Origin of the sequence: Bacteroides sp. MSSM.1001136sp1_RTP21357st2_D2_RTP21359_211015 (assembly GCF_040913205.1) — a bacterium.
Classification (GTDB): Bacteria; Bacteroidota; Bacteroidia; order Bacteroidales; family Bacteroidaceae; genus Bacteroides; species Bacteroides ovatus.
On sequence record NZ_JBDFVF010000001.1, the window covers coordinates 179,906 to 193,713 of the forward strand.

Sequence of the window (13,808 nt, forward strand, 5' to 3'; positions counted from 1 at the left end):
AAATGAAGAAAGTAATTGTCTTTGGCAATGACCATACCAATAGCGTTGGAGTAATCCAGTCGTTAGGTAAAGCCGGCTATAGATCTATAGGTCTTGTATATGGCTTCAAGAATGATTTTGTAAAGAGTAGTAAATATGTAGAGCGTGTTATATCTGCAAAGGATGCACAGGCATGTATTGATAAGCTTGTAGAAGCTAATTTCAATACTCAAGAGAGAATGCCAATTATTGCTACTTGCGATATGGCTGCTCTCACTCTCGAAAGAAACAAGGAAAGACTTAAGGATCGTTTCTTATTTGAACATGCAATAAATTATACCCTTGATTATCTTGCGAAGAAAGAGAATCAAGTACGTATGGCTATCGATGCAGGTTTCAATGTACCTAAGTCTTGGAATCTGAACGATACAAAGCAAATTCCAGATGATGTAACTTATCCTTGTCTTATTAAGCCATTGGTAAGTTGCGAAGGCGCTAAGAGTGATATTCGAGTGTGCTGCTCGCGAGAGGAACTTGAAAAGAATCTTAACTCTCTTGACTATACAAAGAAGGTGCTACTTCAGCAATATATTAAGCGTGATTACGAAATCAGCATCTTAGGCTGTGGGCTGTCATCAGGAATTTGTTTAATTCCTGCTATAGAAAACAAACTTACTCTCTATCCAAAACATGTGGGCTTGGAGTGTTTGGCCAACATGCAGTCATTGGAAGATGGACCGATTAAAAAAAGTATTGAGAATTTAGTATCTGCAGCTGGTTATGTTGGCTTATTCTCTGTAGAGATGATGCATTGTAAAGATGATGACAAATTTTATTTTACAGAGATAAACCTGCGAAATGATGGTGCAGAGGCTTTCGTTACAAAATATGGAGCTAATCTTCCATTGAATCACGTAGAAGATCTTCTCGGCTTGCCATTGACAAAGCAGACAGAATATCACCCTGGTTATTATATTTGGGAGATGCACCATTTTGCTTCTGTTGCGTGTGGCGATATTTCTGTTTGGACATGGTTGAAGGAAATTCGGAAGTCAAATGGTTTCTTAATGAGTCATTCAGGAGATATGAAGCCATTCTTTGTTCAGTTCATAAATCCGATATTGAGAAAACTGAAAATTAAGAGAAGCGAAAACTATAAATGAGAAGGATCATAATTATTGGCGCTTCACATCATAACACATTGAGCGTAGTGCGTTGTATTGGTGAAGCCTTCGGACAGATAGAACTCGTCATCGTAGGGTGTGTAAAAAGTTTTGTCTCCAAGTCAAAATATGTAAAAAATGCTACATTCCTAAAAGATGCTGATGCTTTGTATCAGTGGGCAATGAACAACAAAGGGCAAGACAAGCCGATTATTATTAGTTGTGCAGATGGCGTGTCACAAGTATTTGATATGCATTATGAGGAGGTGCACTCGTATTATGATTTCTTTAATGCAGGTGCAGACGGGGTTCTGACTGCTTTCATGGATAAGCAAAGGCAGGTTGAACTAGCTAAGGAAGTAGGCTTTGCAACACCTATTTCTGCTTGTTATACCAATAAGGATAGTGTTGGCGATTTCTCAACTTTCCCATGTATAGTTAAGCCATTGCAAAGCTATGTAGGTGGAAAGCATATATGGCATTGTAATAATACAAAAGAACTTCAGGATGTTGTAATTTCAGTTCCCGATGGAGTTATGCTTCAAGTCCAGGAGTTGATAAAAAATGAGCATGAGATTGTGCTACCAGGACTTATTACCAAAGACGAAATCTTTGTTCCGGGTTATATTTTGAAGCATCGCGAATTCTTGGGAGGAACAACATATTCGAGCGTCAAGAAGCATAATACTACAACGGAACAACTTGTAGCTTATTCGGCAACTATGTTGTGGAAGATAGGCTACGTGGGTTTATTTGGAGTTGAGGCGATGTTTAACGGAAAAGATTATGTGTTCATTGAACTTAATCTGCGAAATGATGCTACCTGCTATTCTATGGCAGTAGCGGGAGTCAATCTTCCTGCTATGTATGTTGATTCAGTTTTGGGTAATAAGTTAGAGCCAAAACAAATTTCTGAAATCACATCAATGGTCGAGAATAAAGACTTCTCACATGTTATCAGGAGAAATGTTGGCTTTACTCAGTGGCTAAAAGAGTTGAGAGGGGCACAATGTAAGTTTCTCTATAACAAGATTGACAGGGGGCCATTGTTTGCTTGTCTTTTAGATCAAATTACAAACAAGATAATAAATGAAACTTCGCGAATTACGACATAATTTTTGGAACTTGGGATTCATAGAGGAGGGACTTGCAGATACTCTCAAGAACAAGAATCCTAAGATTCATTGGGTGAAGAAGCGCATCAACGACCGTTGGTTCGCAGATCCGTTCATTCTCGATGTTACGGAGAGTGAGATAATTATCCTTGCTGAGGAATACTGCTACGATATTCGTCGTGGACGTATAGCACGTGTAGTGATAGACTGCAAGACTTTTGAAGAGAAAGGTTTTGAGATTATTCTTGATCTGCCTACACATTTGTCTTTTCCATTCATTATTCGTCAAAACGGCAAAGTGTATCTGATACCCGAGAACTCTGCATCTGGTTGCTCTACTGTTTATGAATATGATGATGCGACTCGCAAACTGACACCTCTTCATCATCTGGCAGAAGAACCATTTGCTGATGCTACCATCTTCGAGATGGAGGGTAAGTCTTATCTTTGCACTACAATGGTGCCGGATACCAACTCAAAATCAGTAAAGATTTACACTTTTGATAGAGAGAACCTGAAAGTCGCAGAGCGAGTTGCTACAGTGGAGTTTCCTATATTATGCGGTCGTAATGCAGGAGAGGTGTTTGCGGTAGATGGTCACTTGTACCGTCCTGCACAGGATTGCACTTTGCGTTATGGTCATGGCGTGATTCTCCAGAAGATAACAATGAAAGATGGCAAATGGAGTTTCGAGGATGTGAACAGCTTTTATCCGAACACCTTCAAGTACAACCATGGAGTACATACTTTCAATAACTATAAAGGATTAATAGTAATCGATGTTAGAGGATATCGTAATCCTGTAATGGGGCGAGTGCTGACATTCCTTTTCAAACTGATTGGTAAGAAATAAATGAAACGAGTACTACAGATAATGGGCGGTCTCAAACGAGGAGGACTCGAGACCTTTGTAATGAATATGTATCGCTCCATCGATAGAAATGAGATTCAGTTTGATTTTTTGCTTGCTCAGGTAGCTGGTGGAGACTATGAGGAAGAGGCAAAGTCATTTGGAGCAAACATTTATCATCTGCCTGCCCGTAACAAGGGGTATAAGGCATATCATAAAGCGTTGGACGATTTCTTCCGAGAGCATCATGACTATATAGCTATTCATGAGCATATATCGTCTTTGACATCCATTGATCCAGCTTACTATGCCAAGAAATACGGCATTCCTGTGCGTATCTTCCACTCGCATAGTTCGTCTATCCAAAAGTCACTCCGTCTGCATTGGGTGCATACCATTCTGCACTACATAAACAAGGCGAAAGTACATACCTATGCTACCCACTATCTGGGATGCTCAGATAAGGCTCTTGACTGGCTCTACAAATATACAGGCGTTCGTTCAAAGGCAATGATGGTGAACAATGGAATAGATTGCGAGCAGTATACTTTCAACGAAACCATAAGAGCAGAGGTTCGTCAAGAGTTTGGTATTGGTGCAGACGACTTCGTAATAGGTCATGTAGGTCGCTTCATTCCTCTGAAGAACCAAGACTTCCTTGTGGATATACTTGCAGAACTTCACAAGACAATGCCTTCGATTAAACTTCTCCTTGTGGGTGAAGGCGATACTATGCAGGAGGTGAAAACAAAGGCAGAGTTAGCAGGTCTTAAGGATGCTGTCATTTTCACCGGAATACGTTCGGATGTAGTACGACTGATGCAGGCAATGGATACCTTCGTGATGCCATCTTGGTTTGAGGGGCTTCCTGTATCACTTGTAGAGGCTCAGGCAGCAGGGCTGCCAGTAGTAGCATCCGATACTATCTCGCACGATTCTGATATTACGGGAACAATCCTTTTCAAATCCATCAACGAGCCTGCTGCTAATTGGGCAAAGTGCATAGAGGAGTGGAAAGAGAAATGGGGGCGTCCAGACAATATTGAACAGATTAAGAAAGCGGGTTTTGACTCGAAGTCAACAGTAAAACAACTCGTAGAAATTTATAACGGTAATGTTTAGACAAGAAAAAGTACTACTCATATTTATGAGTTGTGTGTATGCAATTGTTGGCTATACTACCGATTACCCTACTATGCAATCGTTGAGTATGATGGGCTGGTTCGGATTGGTGCAGCTGATTTATTGCATCATGAGCTGGATGAAGAGGGGAAATCAGTTTATCTCTCCTTATATAATATTTCTCCTAACACTTTATATCTTTTCTTATGGTCAGTCTTTCTTGTGGGCTTTGGGGCTTGAGTCTGAACGGACCCTTGTAGGATTTAGAGGTTGTACCATTCCTGAAATTTTTGAAGCACAAGTTCTCACTTTAATAATGCTTGCATTTTTCCAAGTTGGAGCATCTTATTATTCTACGAATAGGCAGACTTTTTATAATGATGAAATATCCGTTGATGATACATACAGTTTAAGAAGGATTGGGTGGTTTCTTTTTATTGTTTCAGTTATACCATATTCGATGGAAACTGTTCAAAAAATGATTATTTCTATGACAAGTGGTTATGCTGCAATTTATCAAGGAGAAGACAAGGTGGGGCTATCAAACTGGTCAGGTATTATTGCGGATTATTGTATTCCGTCGCTTATCTGCCTATATATATCATATAGAAAACACAAGACAATGAGAAGAAGCATAACTCTCTTCTTCGTAGTAAATATCGTGGTAATCTTGGTTACTGGTGGTCGAACATTTGCAGTAATCCTTATCGCTCTTATAGTTATTCTATATAACTATTTGGTGAAAAGGCTTACAAAAAAATGGTTGCTAGTGGGCTGTATAGGTGCATTTGTATTGTTGCAAGTATTATCGTATGTGGCAAATGTTCGTGTTGAAAGTGGCAGAAGTGCAAGTTTGGAATCCATGAGATTAGAAAATAATGGCTCAATTGATGCAGTCGCAGAAATGGGGGGGACGATGTTTTGTTTAATAAAAACACGAAATCTCGTTCCGGAAAAGCAAGATTATCGTTATGGAAAATCATATCTTTATGCTTTCACATCCATAATTCCTAATCTTGGTTTTTGGGATATTCACCCTGCAAAGAAAGAAGCAAACCTTAGCGACTGGCTAACAGATTCTCTTGGATTAGATTATGGCACCGGTTTCTCGATGTGTGCCGAAGCATTTGCAAACTTTGGATATTTAGGATTTATAGCTTTCTTCTTTTGGGGTTGGTTTATGGCCAGCATATTGGGAAAAATTGAGTGGAGTGTCCAGACACGGAATTATGCTCAGATGGCTTTCTTATTAATTCTATTTTGGTTCTTCCTGACACTTCCTCGGAACAACTTTATCAATCTCGTCCGTCCAATCTTCTTTGTGGCAGGACCGATCTATCTATATTGTACGAAATTTAGTAGAAGATAACATGATATTAAATAGAGAAGACCTGAAACTATATCTAGCTGAAGATAAGAGAGTTAATGTGAAATGCTATGGGGAATCGCCTTTTTTGAAGCATTGGATAGGCAATACTGATGGATAGAGAGTATATCGTTATCTGAAGGTATTGCGATTACTATGAGTATTGGCTCAATACATCTTCACAATGTTACAATCCAATTGCAAAAATCCTGCACGCTATAATGACCAACTAGTATAAGCTCAAACTGTGTAGAAAGGCGGGGAAGTACAACATCAATGTATGTCGCCCAAATTCTGTAGGTTATGGGTTTAGAGCAACCATCAACTGCGAAAGCATGGGGAACTATTGTGTGGTCAATTCAGGTGTGGTTATTGGTGTGAAGACTGGAGTAGAACGGGGGCCTATAATTGGTAATCATGTAGAATTGACTACAGGATGCAAGGTTATCGGTGATGTTGTGATAGGAGACAACGCTATAGTGGCGCCCAATTCCGTTGTAGTTAAAGATGTAGAACAAGGTACTGTCGTTTCGGGCGTGCCAGCAAAGTTCTTAAAAACAACAAGAAAAGTATGAATTTATATTTCTTTACAGAATCGAGATTTGATAGTGTGAATGGAGAAATCTGGACATCACAAGGCTTCTCTATGGCTCTATGGCAGAGATACCTTGGTAAGTTCAATCATGTATATGTGGCTGCAAGACTCCAAAACGTATCTGAACATTCGAGCGATAATCTCTTTAAGTTAGAGGACAAGAGAGTGTCGGTCATTGGTCTGCCATATTACATAGGACTTGTACCTTATCTGAAAGCAAAGGGTAGCATCAAGAAGATTATCAACTCTTTCATTCACCCTGGTGATGCATACATTTGTCGAGTTCCGGGAAATATCGGTACCATTGCTGCAGAGTGCCTCAAGAAAAAGGGAATACCGTATGGGTTGGAGGTGGTGGGCGACCCTTGGGAGTCACTCTCACCTCAGGCTTTCGAATCTCCTTTTGCCAGAATACTTCAGGTGGTGGCTAAGCGTCAGTTGCAGAAGATTACGCACAACGCTTCGGCTGCTCTGTATGTGACGAATCATATTCTTCAAGGTAAATATCCTGTGAAGGAAGGCGTGTTCACAACGGGAGCATCGAATGTGATTCTTCGTGATGACTGCTATTCTGCCGAACCTCACAAGGTTGTAGACCGTGAGAAAAACGTACAAGTACGTATGTTGGCAGTGGGGACATTGGCTCAGTTATACAAGGCTCCAGATGTGATTCTGAAAGCATTGGCAATCGTAAAGAGCAAAGGATATAATCCGTTCCTGACTTGGTTTGGCGACGGACGATATCGTCAGCCGATGATCAAGATGGCAGAGGAGCTTGGGCTGAAGGACAATGTGAATTTTGTAGGTGCTGTAAAGCAAGATGTTATACGAAAGGAGTTTGAACAGACCGATCTGTTCGTACATGCGTCTCGTGCCGAAGGGTTGCCAAGAGCTGTGATTGAGGCTATGGCTTACGGACTTCCTTGTATCGGTTCTTCTGTAGCAGGAATACCTGAATTGCTTAGTCCAGAGGCTATCGTAAAGCCGAACGATGTGGATCGTTTGGCTGAAAAAATGTTGCGTTTTGTGGAAAACAAGCAGTTTGCACAAAGCGAAGCCAACAAGAATTGGGATGAATCGAAGAAATACCACAATGATATTCTTACTGAACGACGACTCTCATTCTATGATGAACTTATAAAACAGTCCTGATAATGAAATCATTACATTTAGTTAAAACATCAACAGGTGCTACTTGGGCTTTTCGTGTGATGCGCGATCTGGTGCAGATGGGTGAAGAGGTGCATGTGGCAATGCCTGTGGATGGTATATTGGTTCAGCAGTATAAAGATGCAGGTATCCATATCCACGAACTGAATTACTCGGTGAAGAATGCCTGGGGCACTATCAAGCAGATTTGTAAGGTGGTGAATGAGGTGAAACCGGACATCGTACATAGTCACTTTGTAGTGACAACCTTGTTGATGCGTCTAGCTCTCAGAAACTACAGAACTGCTAGAGTATTTGAAGTTCCGGGACCTCTGCATCTAGAGCACACCATTTATCGTAAGGCAGACCTGTGGACAGCCCAAAAGAAGAAAGACTTCTGGATTCCTACCTGCCGGTGGTCGATGGATAAATACAAGGAGTGCGGCATTGATGATAGCCGTCTGTTTCTTACTTATTATGGTGGCGACCTTGTGGATAGAGAGTACCAGAAGGGCTTGCTCCGTGAGGAACTTAGTCTGACTGACAAAGACATCATAGTAGGTATGGTGGCCTATATGTATGCGCCAAAGAAGTTCCTTGGTGAAAAGAGAGGTCTGAAAGGTCATGAGGATCTAATAGATGCCGTGGCTATGATTCAGGACAAGTACCCCAATATACATCTCGTGTTCATAGGTGGTCCGTGGGTAGGAGCCGAGAAATACGAGCAGGAGGTTATAGTATACGGTAAGGAGAAAGTGCGCAATGTGCATTTCCTTGGCACTCGTAGGAATGTGCCTGACCTGTATCAGGACTTTGATATGGTGGTTCATCCGTCACATTCCGAGAATTTGGGTGGTGCAAGCGAATCACTTATGCTGGCAGTACCTACCATAGCATCGAACGTAGGTGGATTTCCGGATATTGTGATTCCTGGAAAGACAGGTTTCCTCTCCGAACCGTTCAATCCGCAATCTATTGCTGATGCGATAGAAAAGGTTATAGCCAATCCTGCGGAGGCAAAGCAAATGGCAGAATACGGAAAGACCTACCTGCATGACCTGCTGAACGCCAAGAAGACATCAAGGGATGTTTATGACTTCTATAGGCTGATCATAGAGCGTTTCGACAAAAATAACCCTCAATAGAAATTTGCTTAAGGATAAGAATTGAATCACTGCGGAGTTTGTTAGGTGTAGACTGCATTTTTCCCCATAGAGAGCAATCAGCCGGGTATCAATTTCATTCGTTTTAATGGCAGTAAGCATGATATGGGCGAAGTTTTTTATCTTCAGCGGATTTTCAAGGCTGACGGTTATCCCGGCTTCAGAAAGTAGGAAACAAGCAATGTGCTGTAATTGCCCGTGGCTTCCAGAATGCAATGATGCTTTGTGGCAGAAATGTTTTGGATAAACTCATGGACACCTCTTACGGTGTTCTTGAATGTTCTCGTCCTGCTTGTCTTGGCTGACGAATAGGCGGCAACAAAAGTCGCCTTGCTGACATCGATTCCAACGTAGGTCATAGTCTGAATGATTTATTAAAACAACATCTGTACATCGTGTGCTATCATTGCAAATGTGTGGTCTTAAAAGCCCATTGAACTATTCGGTTTCTGATGTAATAAAGTGTGTGGCCCAAACATACTACACGGTCTTTATGACTAATGAAAGATCTGCCTTATTCCACACTTTGATGTTGAAATTTTATGCAAAAAAATAATGATTAAATGGAAATATACAATGGAAGAAAGAAAAACTATTTATCTCTGCCTTGCTCACATGAGTGACGAGGGGTGGGAACAGAAGTATGTGAAGGAAGCGTTTGATACCAACTGGGTGGTGCCGATGGGTCCGAATGTGAATGTGTTTGAGCAAAATCTGGCCGATTTCGCTAATGCTTGCTCGGATGGCTCAAAGCTGGATCGTAAAGTGGTTTGCCTTTCGGCCGGTACAGCTGCCGTTCATCTAGCACTTATTGCTTGTGGTGTACAGTCTGGAGATGAGGTGTGTGTGCAGTCGTTTACCTTTTGCGCATCTTCGCATCCAATTACTTACCTTGGCGCAAAGCCGGTGTTCATTGACTCTGAGCGAGAGACATGGAATATGGATCCTGAAATTCTTGAAAAGGCAATTCTTGACCGAAAGGAGAAAACTGGCAAATATCCTAAAGCAATCATTCCTGTAGCTCTCTATGGTATGCCATACGACTGTGAAAAGATTATGGCTGTAGCCAACAAATACAATATTCCTGTTATTGAGGATACAGCAGAAGGTATGGGAAGCCGATTTGATGGACAGGTGTTAGGTACCTTTGGCCGTTTCGGTGTGCTCTCTTTCAATGGAAATAAGATGATTACTACCTCTGGTGGAGGTGCACTTATTTGCCGTAATGACGAGGATGCCAACAACATTATGTGGCACGCTACACAGGCACGTGATGCTTATCCTTACTACCAGCATACCGAGATTGGCTACAACTATCGTATGTCGAATGTTTGTGCGGGTATCGGCCGTGGTCAGGTGACTGTTCTCAAGGATCATATTGCTCATCATAAACACGTTCAGGATTTATATAAGGAACTTTTGAAGGAGGTGAAGGGCGTGCATCTCCATGAGCAGCCTGCTGATCCTCGCTATGATTCTAACTTCTGGCTTTGTGCTGCTACCATCGATCCCGATGTGAAGGTTCTAGGACAGGAGAACGCCTACAAGGAAGTCATTAAGACGGCAGTTGGTGGTGCTGCAGGAGTGATTAAGGCGGTAGATTCAGCCGTTACTGACTGTCAGCCTAATGCTAATGTGGAGGCATTACGCGTGTTCATGCTGGGCAAGAGAGTGGAGTGTCGTCCTGTCTGGAAGCCGATGCACAAGCAACCGGTATATGCCGATGCGGTAGCATACGTCAATGGCGTATCGGAAGGCATCTTCAAAGTCGGCTTCTGCTTGCCGGCGGGTCCTTATGTATCAGATGATGATGTACATTATATTGTAAATTGTATCAAGGAGGCTATTGTAAAGTAATATGCTCACAACATCACAAAAAATCTATATTGTATGCATTAAGAGACCCATTGGGTTTCTTGGCGCATTAGTGGGATTGACATTGTTGTCTCCAATATTTCTCGTTACCATCATTCTGCTCTTTTTTGCTAATAAGAATGGTTGGAAGGGCGTGTTCTTTACTCAAGAACGTCCGGGTAAGAATGAGAAAATTTTCAAGGCACTGAAGTTCAAGACGATGACGGACGAGCGAGATGCATCAGGTAACTTGTTGCCTGATGCCGACCGTTTGACCAGGGTGGGGAAATTCATCCGTTCGACTTCTATCGATGAACTGCCGCAGCTTATCAATATATTGAAGGGAGACATGGCCTTCATCGGACCGCGTCCGCTGCTAGTAAAGTATCTTCCTTTGTATAGCGAGGAGCAGCACCATCGTCATGACGTGACTCCTGGCATGAGCGGTTGGGCGCAGGTGAACGGGCGCAACAACATCTCGTGGACGAAGAAGTTCGAGCTGGATGTGTATTACGTCAATCATATTGGTCTCGTCATGGACGTGAAGGTATTCTTCACTACCATCAAGAAGGTGCTCTTTCGCGAGGGCATTAATACGACTACGGGCCAGTCGGCTACAATGGATTATTTTGATGGAACGAATTGATTATGTATTTATTTGGAGCAAGTGGTCACGGTAAGGTGATCAAAGAAATTATTGAGGCTAATGGCGGACAGGTGGAGGCATTCGTGGACGATAACAAGGAGGTCAATGAGTGTGCCGGTCTGCCTGTGTTGCATGATGCCATGGGGCTGTCGCCTATGATTGTGAGTATCGGGATAAACCGTATCCGCAAGGTGATTGTGGAGAGGCTTTCTTCCCTTAGTCTTCAACCCTCAACTCTCAGCTTCCCAACCGCAATACACCCTTCGGCTGTGGTTTCGTCTTCAGCTATGATTGGCGAGGGAACAGTGGTGATGGCTGGTGCTGTGATCAATGCAGATACGGTGGTCGGCAGGCATTGTATCGTGAACACGGGTGCGACAGTGGATCACGATTGTGTGATAGAGGACTATTGCCACATCGCCCCAGGTGTGCACATTAGCGGCGGTACGCATGTGGGCGAGGGTACTTGGATAGGTGTAGGCTCGTGCGTGATTCAGTACCTCAACATTGGTAAGAACTGCATGATAGGTGCAGGCAGTGTAGTAGTAAAAGACATTCCCGATAATGTGACAGCTTTTGGCTGTCCTGCAAAAGTTTATGACTTCTAAAGCACTGCTCTATGACTATGGCTGAATTTGTTTTTTACGATGTGTAGCGTGATGAACCTATTGGGCGCGACGGATACGGCAGGTACACTTTTTCGGGGCTTTTTCACATACACACGCAAGCGTGTGTGAATCATGGTATAGTAAGAAATCAAAGTTTATGTTCGTTAAACGATGAAAAACAGATGAAATGAATAGGAAGTACTGAAAGTGCTTTTTAATACGTTATGTTATAATTGAACATTTATAATGAGATGGAAAAATGTAGGTCCCTAGATTCATGTGACAAACATGAATCCCTACATTTAGTAGATTAGGAGCAATATAGTGATATTGTCCTAATCTCGCTCTTCATATTAGTGTTAGCACTAATATGATTTCCAAAAATACCAACTGTCTGTGAAGATCGTTGATATTTTTTATACAATAAGCCAGTGGTGGAAACCTAAAAGGATGTTATTTCTGCATACTCTTTCACCGCATCAAAGCACGGACATCCTTTCATCGGATTTAAGTCCCGGTGTCCCACGACTAGTGCTTTCGGAAACTGCCTTTTCAACTCCCTCAACAAAGCAAGCAAAGCTCCTTTTTGTTCCAGTGTACGCGTATCTTTCGGTTTTCCGTTCGCATCCAGTCCTCCCTCATAACAAACACCAACCGAATGGGCATTATGATTACGGCAGTGTGCTCCAATCTTTTCTAAAGCGCGTCCCCGGTGAATCTCCCCATCACGAGTGATGTAGAAATGATAGCCAATATCACGGAAACCACGGTGCAAGATATGATCCTGTCGGCAAGCCTCCGCCGAAAGGGACTTTCCTTCCGGCGTGGCACTGCAATGAATGATAATTAATGTAATAGTCCGCATGGGGTTACATGCAACTTTGTATTCCGAACACACCTCCGATGGCGGTGGCTACAGTGATAACGATTTTGAGAACTAAGCTCCATACAGAGCGGGGAGATGATGATTTACTCATACAATAACAGGTTTTAAATAAATTAATAATAGTTTTCTTTTACCACAGATTTACTGTAGGTTTGCCATAGGTTTACCACAGATCTACACAGACTCACACAGATAAATAATCGACTACTTTAATGACTACCAATTAAATTATAATCTGTGGAAATCTGTGTAATCAGTGGTGAATCTTTTAAGCAGCCGGGTCAGGTGCTTCGCCGCCTCCGTCCGGTTTCGGATCAGGGTTGTCACCCGAATCAGAACCTCCTCCGGCAGTTGTCGGTTTCTGATATTCCGCCTGCTGTTTCAACTGACTGTCGAGTTTCAGATTATTGGTCGACAGATTACCAGTGGCACGAGCTTTCAGACGCATGCCGCTAATATTCTTCTCCAACGAGAACTCTTCCAGCGTATCGGCTGCCTTACTGCGAATACCCACACCAAAAATGGCAAGATCATCAATTTTCACACATTTGCCATCCAGCAACAATTCCTTGATGCAATCTACCATATCCGAAAGCACACCTTTGATGACACCACCGGAATACGGTGAATTGTGCTTCGACATGTGTTCGGCAAGCTTAGCCAAATCAAACGTCTCGTCGCTTACTGCACGGGCGAACCACTTACCCGCATTCAAGCCTTTCTTCTGCTGGTTCTGATAAATTTTGTAACGAATCATAAAACAATAAATTAAAGGGTTAAACATATTGTCCGGGGATTCTTTTCCCTTTCGACGATACAAAGATACCACCCTCAAACTCCGGAAAATCAATAGTACACAGTTGCGTACGATTGTTGTCGGTTGTGTGCAATTATGATCGATTATTCAATGAAAAAGCGTTGGCTATGTAGAAATATTTTGCTATTTTTGTAATTGTAAATCAGAAACTTATCCATTATGAACGAATTCAAAATACGTGCCTACGGGCGCATGGAGCTGGCGCAACTCTATTCTCCGGAACTTACCGATATTGCTGCCTATCGAAAAATGAAGAAATGGATCTCTTTGTGTCCCGGACTTCTGCAACGCCTGTACGACTTAGGCTATGAATCAAAGCGACGCTCATTCACACCATTGGAGGTGAGAGTGATTGTGGATGCCCTGGGAGAGCCTTAAATAAAGCGCCACTTTATGATGCATAAAGCGCCGCTTTACGATGTCTAAAGCTTAGCTTTACACCTTCTAAAGCGATGCTTTATACAGTAAAAACGGATGCGGTAATCAAAATGAATG

Annotated in this window: 15 protein-coding genes and 1 pseudogene; 12 read left to right on the forward strand and 4 right to left on the reverse strand. The window is 42.3% G+C overall.

The genetic code is table 11. The features are described from left to right. The first annotated feature begins 2 nt into the window (after nt 1-2). The 8 genes from AB5217_RS00705 (at nt 3) to AB5217_RS00740 (ending at nt 8,484) form a co-directional block, all read left to right on the forward strand. Nucleotides 3-1,142, forward strand: coding sequence for an ATP-grasp domain-containing protein (locus AB5217_RS00705; RefSeq protein WP_008776626.1), 1,140 nt, complete (start codon nt 3-5; stop codon nt 1,140-1,142). After that, entirely contained in the window at nt 1,139-2,257 is a 1,119-nt protein-coding gene (locus AB5217_RS00710; RefSeq protein ID WP_008776627.1) for an ATP-grasp domain-containing protein, read from the forward strand. The genes AB5217_RS00705 and AB5217_RS00710 overlap by 4 nt, the downstream gene beginning before the upstream one ends. Beyond that, nucleotides 2,232-3,110: a hypothetical protein gene (locus AB5217_RS00715; protein WP_008776628.1), complete on the forward strand. Its 879-nt coding sequence runs from the start codon at nt 2,232-2,234 to the stop codon at nt 3,108-3,110. Before AB5217_RS00710 ends, AB5217_RS00715 begins: the two co-directional genes overlap by 26 nt. Further along, the gene (locus AB5217_RS00720; RefSeq protein ID WP_032849621.1) at nt 3,111-4,229 is read left to right on the forward strand and encodes a glycosyltransferase family 1 protein; all 1,119 of its coding nucleotides are present in this window, start codon (nt 3,111-3,113) and stop codon (nt 4,227-4,229) included. Then, nucleotides 4,222-5,598, forward strand: a complete 1,377-nt coding sequence (gene wzy / locus AB5217_RS00725; protein ID WP_008776630.1) for an O-antigen polysaccharide polymerase Wzy — start codon at nt 4,222-4,224, stop codon at nt 5,596-5,598. The genes AB5217_RS00720 and wzy overlap by 8 nt, the downstream gene beginning before the upstream one ends. A 332-nt stretch (nt 5,599-5,930) precedes the next feature. Then, nucleotides 5,931-6,170, forward strand: a complete 240-nt coding sequence (locus AB5217_RS00730; protein WP_032849622.1) for a hypothetical protein — start codon at nt 5,931-5,933, stop codon at nt 6,168-6,170. Then, nucleotides 6,167-7,342 (forward strand): glycosyltransferase, encoded by a 1,176-nt coding sequence (locus AB5217_RS00735; protein ID WP_008776632.1) that lies wholly within the window; start codon nt 6,167-6,169, stop codon nt 7,340-7,342. Before AB5217_RS00730 ends, AB5217_RS00735 begins: the two co-directional genes overlap by 4 nt. Before the next feature lie 2 nt (nt 7,343-7,344). Continuing rightward, nucleotides 7,345-8,484, forward strand: a complete 1,140-nt coding sequence (locus AB5217_RS00740) for a glycosyltransferase family 4 protein (RefSeq protein ID WP_008776633.1) — start codon at nt 7,345-7,347, stop codon at nt 8,482-8,484. 4 nt (nt 8,485-8,488) lie between these two features. Here the strand turns inward: AB5217_RS00740 and AB5217_RS00745 are convergent. Further along, nucleotides 8,489-8,861, reverse strand: a pseudogene (locus AB5217_RS00745) (IS110 family transposase); the annotation flags it as partial. 217 nt (nt 8,862-9,078) lie between these two features. On the opposite strand from AB5217_RS00745, the gene AB5217_RS00750 reads away from it, so the two are divergent. Genes AB5217_RS00750 through AB5217_RS00760 form a run of 3 tightly spaced genes read left to right on the forward strand, consistent with a single transcriptional unit; the run spans nt 9,079 to nt 11,610 of the window. After that, nucleotides 9,079-10,359, forward strand: a complete 1,281-nt coding sequence (locus tag AB5217_RS00750; protein ID WP_008776637.1) for a DegT/DnrJ/EryC1/StrS family aminotransferase — start codon at nt 9,079-9,081, stop codon at nt 10,357-10,359. Nucleotide 10,360: 1 nt separating this feature from the next. After that, a complete protein-coding gene (locus AB5217_RS00755) occupies nt 10,361-11,002 on the forward strand; it encodes a sugar transferase (RefSeq protein WP_008776638.1) in 642 nt (213 codons plus the stop codon). A 2-nt stretch (nt 11,003-11,004) separates the two neighbouring features. Then, the gene (locus AB5217_RS00760; RefSeq protein ID WP_032849624.1) at nt 11,005-11,610 is read left to right on the forward strand and encodes an acetyltransferase; all 606 of its coding nucleotides are present in this window, start codon (nt 11,005-11,007) and stop codon (nt 11,608-11,610) included. A 442-nt stretch (nt 11,611-12,052) separates the two neighbouring features. On the opposite strand, the gene AB5217_RS00765 is transcribed toward AB5217_RS00760, so the two are convergent. The 3 genes from AB5217_RS00765 to AB5217_RS00775 form a co-directional block, all read right to left on the reverse strand. After that, nucleotides 12,053-12,475 (reverse strand): N-acetylmuramoyl-L-alanine amidase, encoded by a 423-nt coding sequence (locus AB5217_RS00765; protein ID WP_004295564.1) that lies wholly within the window; start codon nt 12,473-12,475, stop codon nt 12,053-12,055. Nucleotides 12,476-12,479: 4 nt separating this feature from the next. Beyond that, nucleotides 12,480-12,587 (reverse strand): smalltalk protein, encoded by a 108-nt coding sequence (locus tag AB5217_RS00770; RefSeq protein ID WP_004303578.1) that lies wholly within the window; start codon nt 12,585-12,587, stop codon nt 12,480-12,482. 177 nt (nt 12,588-12,764) lie between these two features. Beyond that, entirely contained in the window at nt 12,765-13,253 is a 489-nt protein-coding gene (locus AB5217_RS00775; RefSeq protein ID WP_004303576.1) for a DNA-binding protein, read from the reverse strand. Nucleotides 13,254-13,472: 219 nt separating this feature from the next. On the opposite strand from AB5217_RS00775, the gene AB5217_RS00780 reads away from it, so the two are divergent. Further along, nucleotides 13,473-13,691 (forward strand): DUF4248 domain-containing protein, encoded by a 219-nt coding sequence (locus AB5217_RS00780; protein WP_004297475.1) that lies wholly within the window; start codon nt 13,473-13,475, stop codon nt 13,689-13,691. Nucleotides 13,692-13,808: the final 117 nt, after the last annotated feature.

Coding starts and splice junctions, on each gene's coding strand:
- AB5217_RS00705 (WP_008776626.1), top strand. CDS start 3: ATGAAGAAAGTAATTGTCTTTGGCAATGACCATACCAATAGCGTTGGA.
- AB5217_RS00710 (WP_008776627.1), top strand. CDS start 1,139: ATGAGAAGGATCATAATTATTGGCGCTTCACATCATAACACATTGAGC.
- AB5217_RS00715 (WP_008776628.1), top strand. CDS start 2,232: ATGAAACTTCGCGAATTACGACATAATTTTTGGAACTTGGGATTCATA.
- AB5217_RS00720 (WP_032849621.1), top strand. CDS start 3,111: ATGAAACGAGTACTACAGATAATGGGCGGTCTCAAACGAGGAGGACTC.
- wzy (WP_008776630.1), top strand. CDS start 4,222: ATGTTTAGACAAGAAAAAGTACTACTCATATTTATGAGTTGTGTGTAT.
- AB5217_RS00730 (WP_032849622.1), top strand. CDS start 5,931: ATGGGGAACTATTGTGTGGTCAATTCAGGTGTGGTTATTGGTGTGAAG.
- AB5217_RS00735 (WP_008776632.1), top strand. CDS start 6,167: ATGAATTTATATTTCTTTACAGAATCGAGATTTGATAGTGTGAATGGA.
- AB5217_RS00740 (WP_008776633.1), top strand. CDS start 7,345: ATGAAATCATTACATTTAGTTAAAACATCAACAGGTGCTACTTGGGCT.
- AB5217_RS00750 (WP_008776637.1), top strand. CDS start 9,079: ATGGAAGAAAGAAAAACTATTTATCTCTGCCTTGCTCACATGAGTGAC.
- AB5217_RS00755 (WP_008776638.1), top strand. CDS start 10,361: ATGCTCACAACATCACAAAAAATCTATATTGTATGCATTAAGAGACCC.
- AB5217_RS00760 (WP_032849624.1), top strand. CDS start 11,005: ATGTATTTATTTGGAGCAAGTGGTCACGGTAAGGTGATCAAAGAAATT.
- AB5217_RS00765 (WP_004295564.1), bottom strand. CDS start 12,475: ATGCGGACTATTACATTAATTATCATTCATTGCAGTGCCACGCCGGAA.
- AB5217_RS00770 (WP_004303578.1), bottom strand. CDS start 12,587: ATGAGTAAATCATCATCTCCCCGCTCTGTATGGAGCTTAGTTCTCAAA.
- AB5217_RS00775 (WP_004303576.1), bottom strand. CDS start 13,253: ATGATTCGTTACAAAATTTATCAGAACCAGCAGAAGAAAGGCTTGAAT.
- AB5217_RS00780 (WP_004297475.1), top strand. CDS start 13,473: ATGAACGAATTCAAAATACGTGCCTACGGGCGCATGGAGCTGGCGCAA.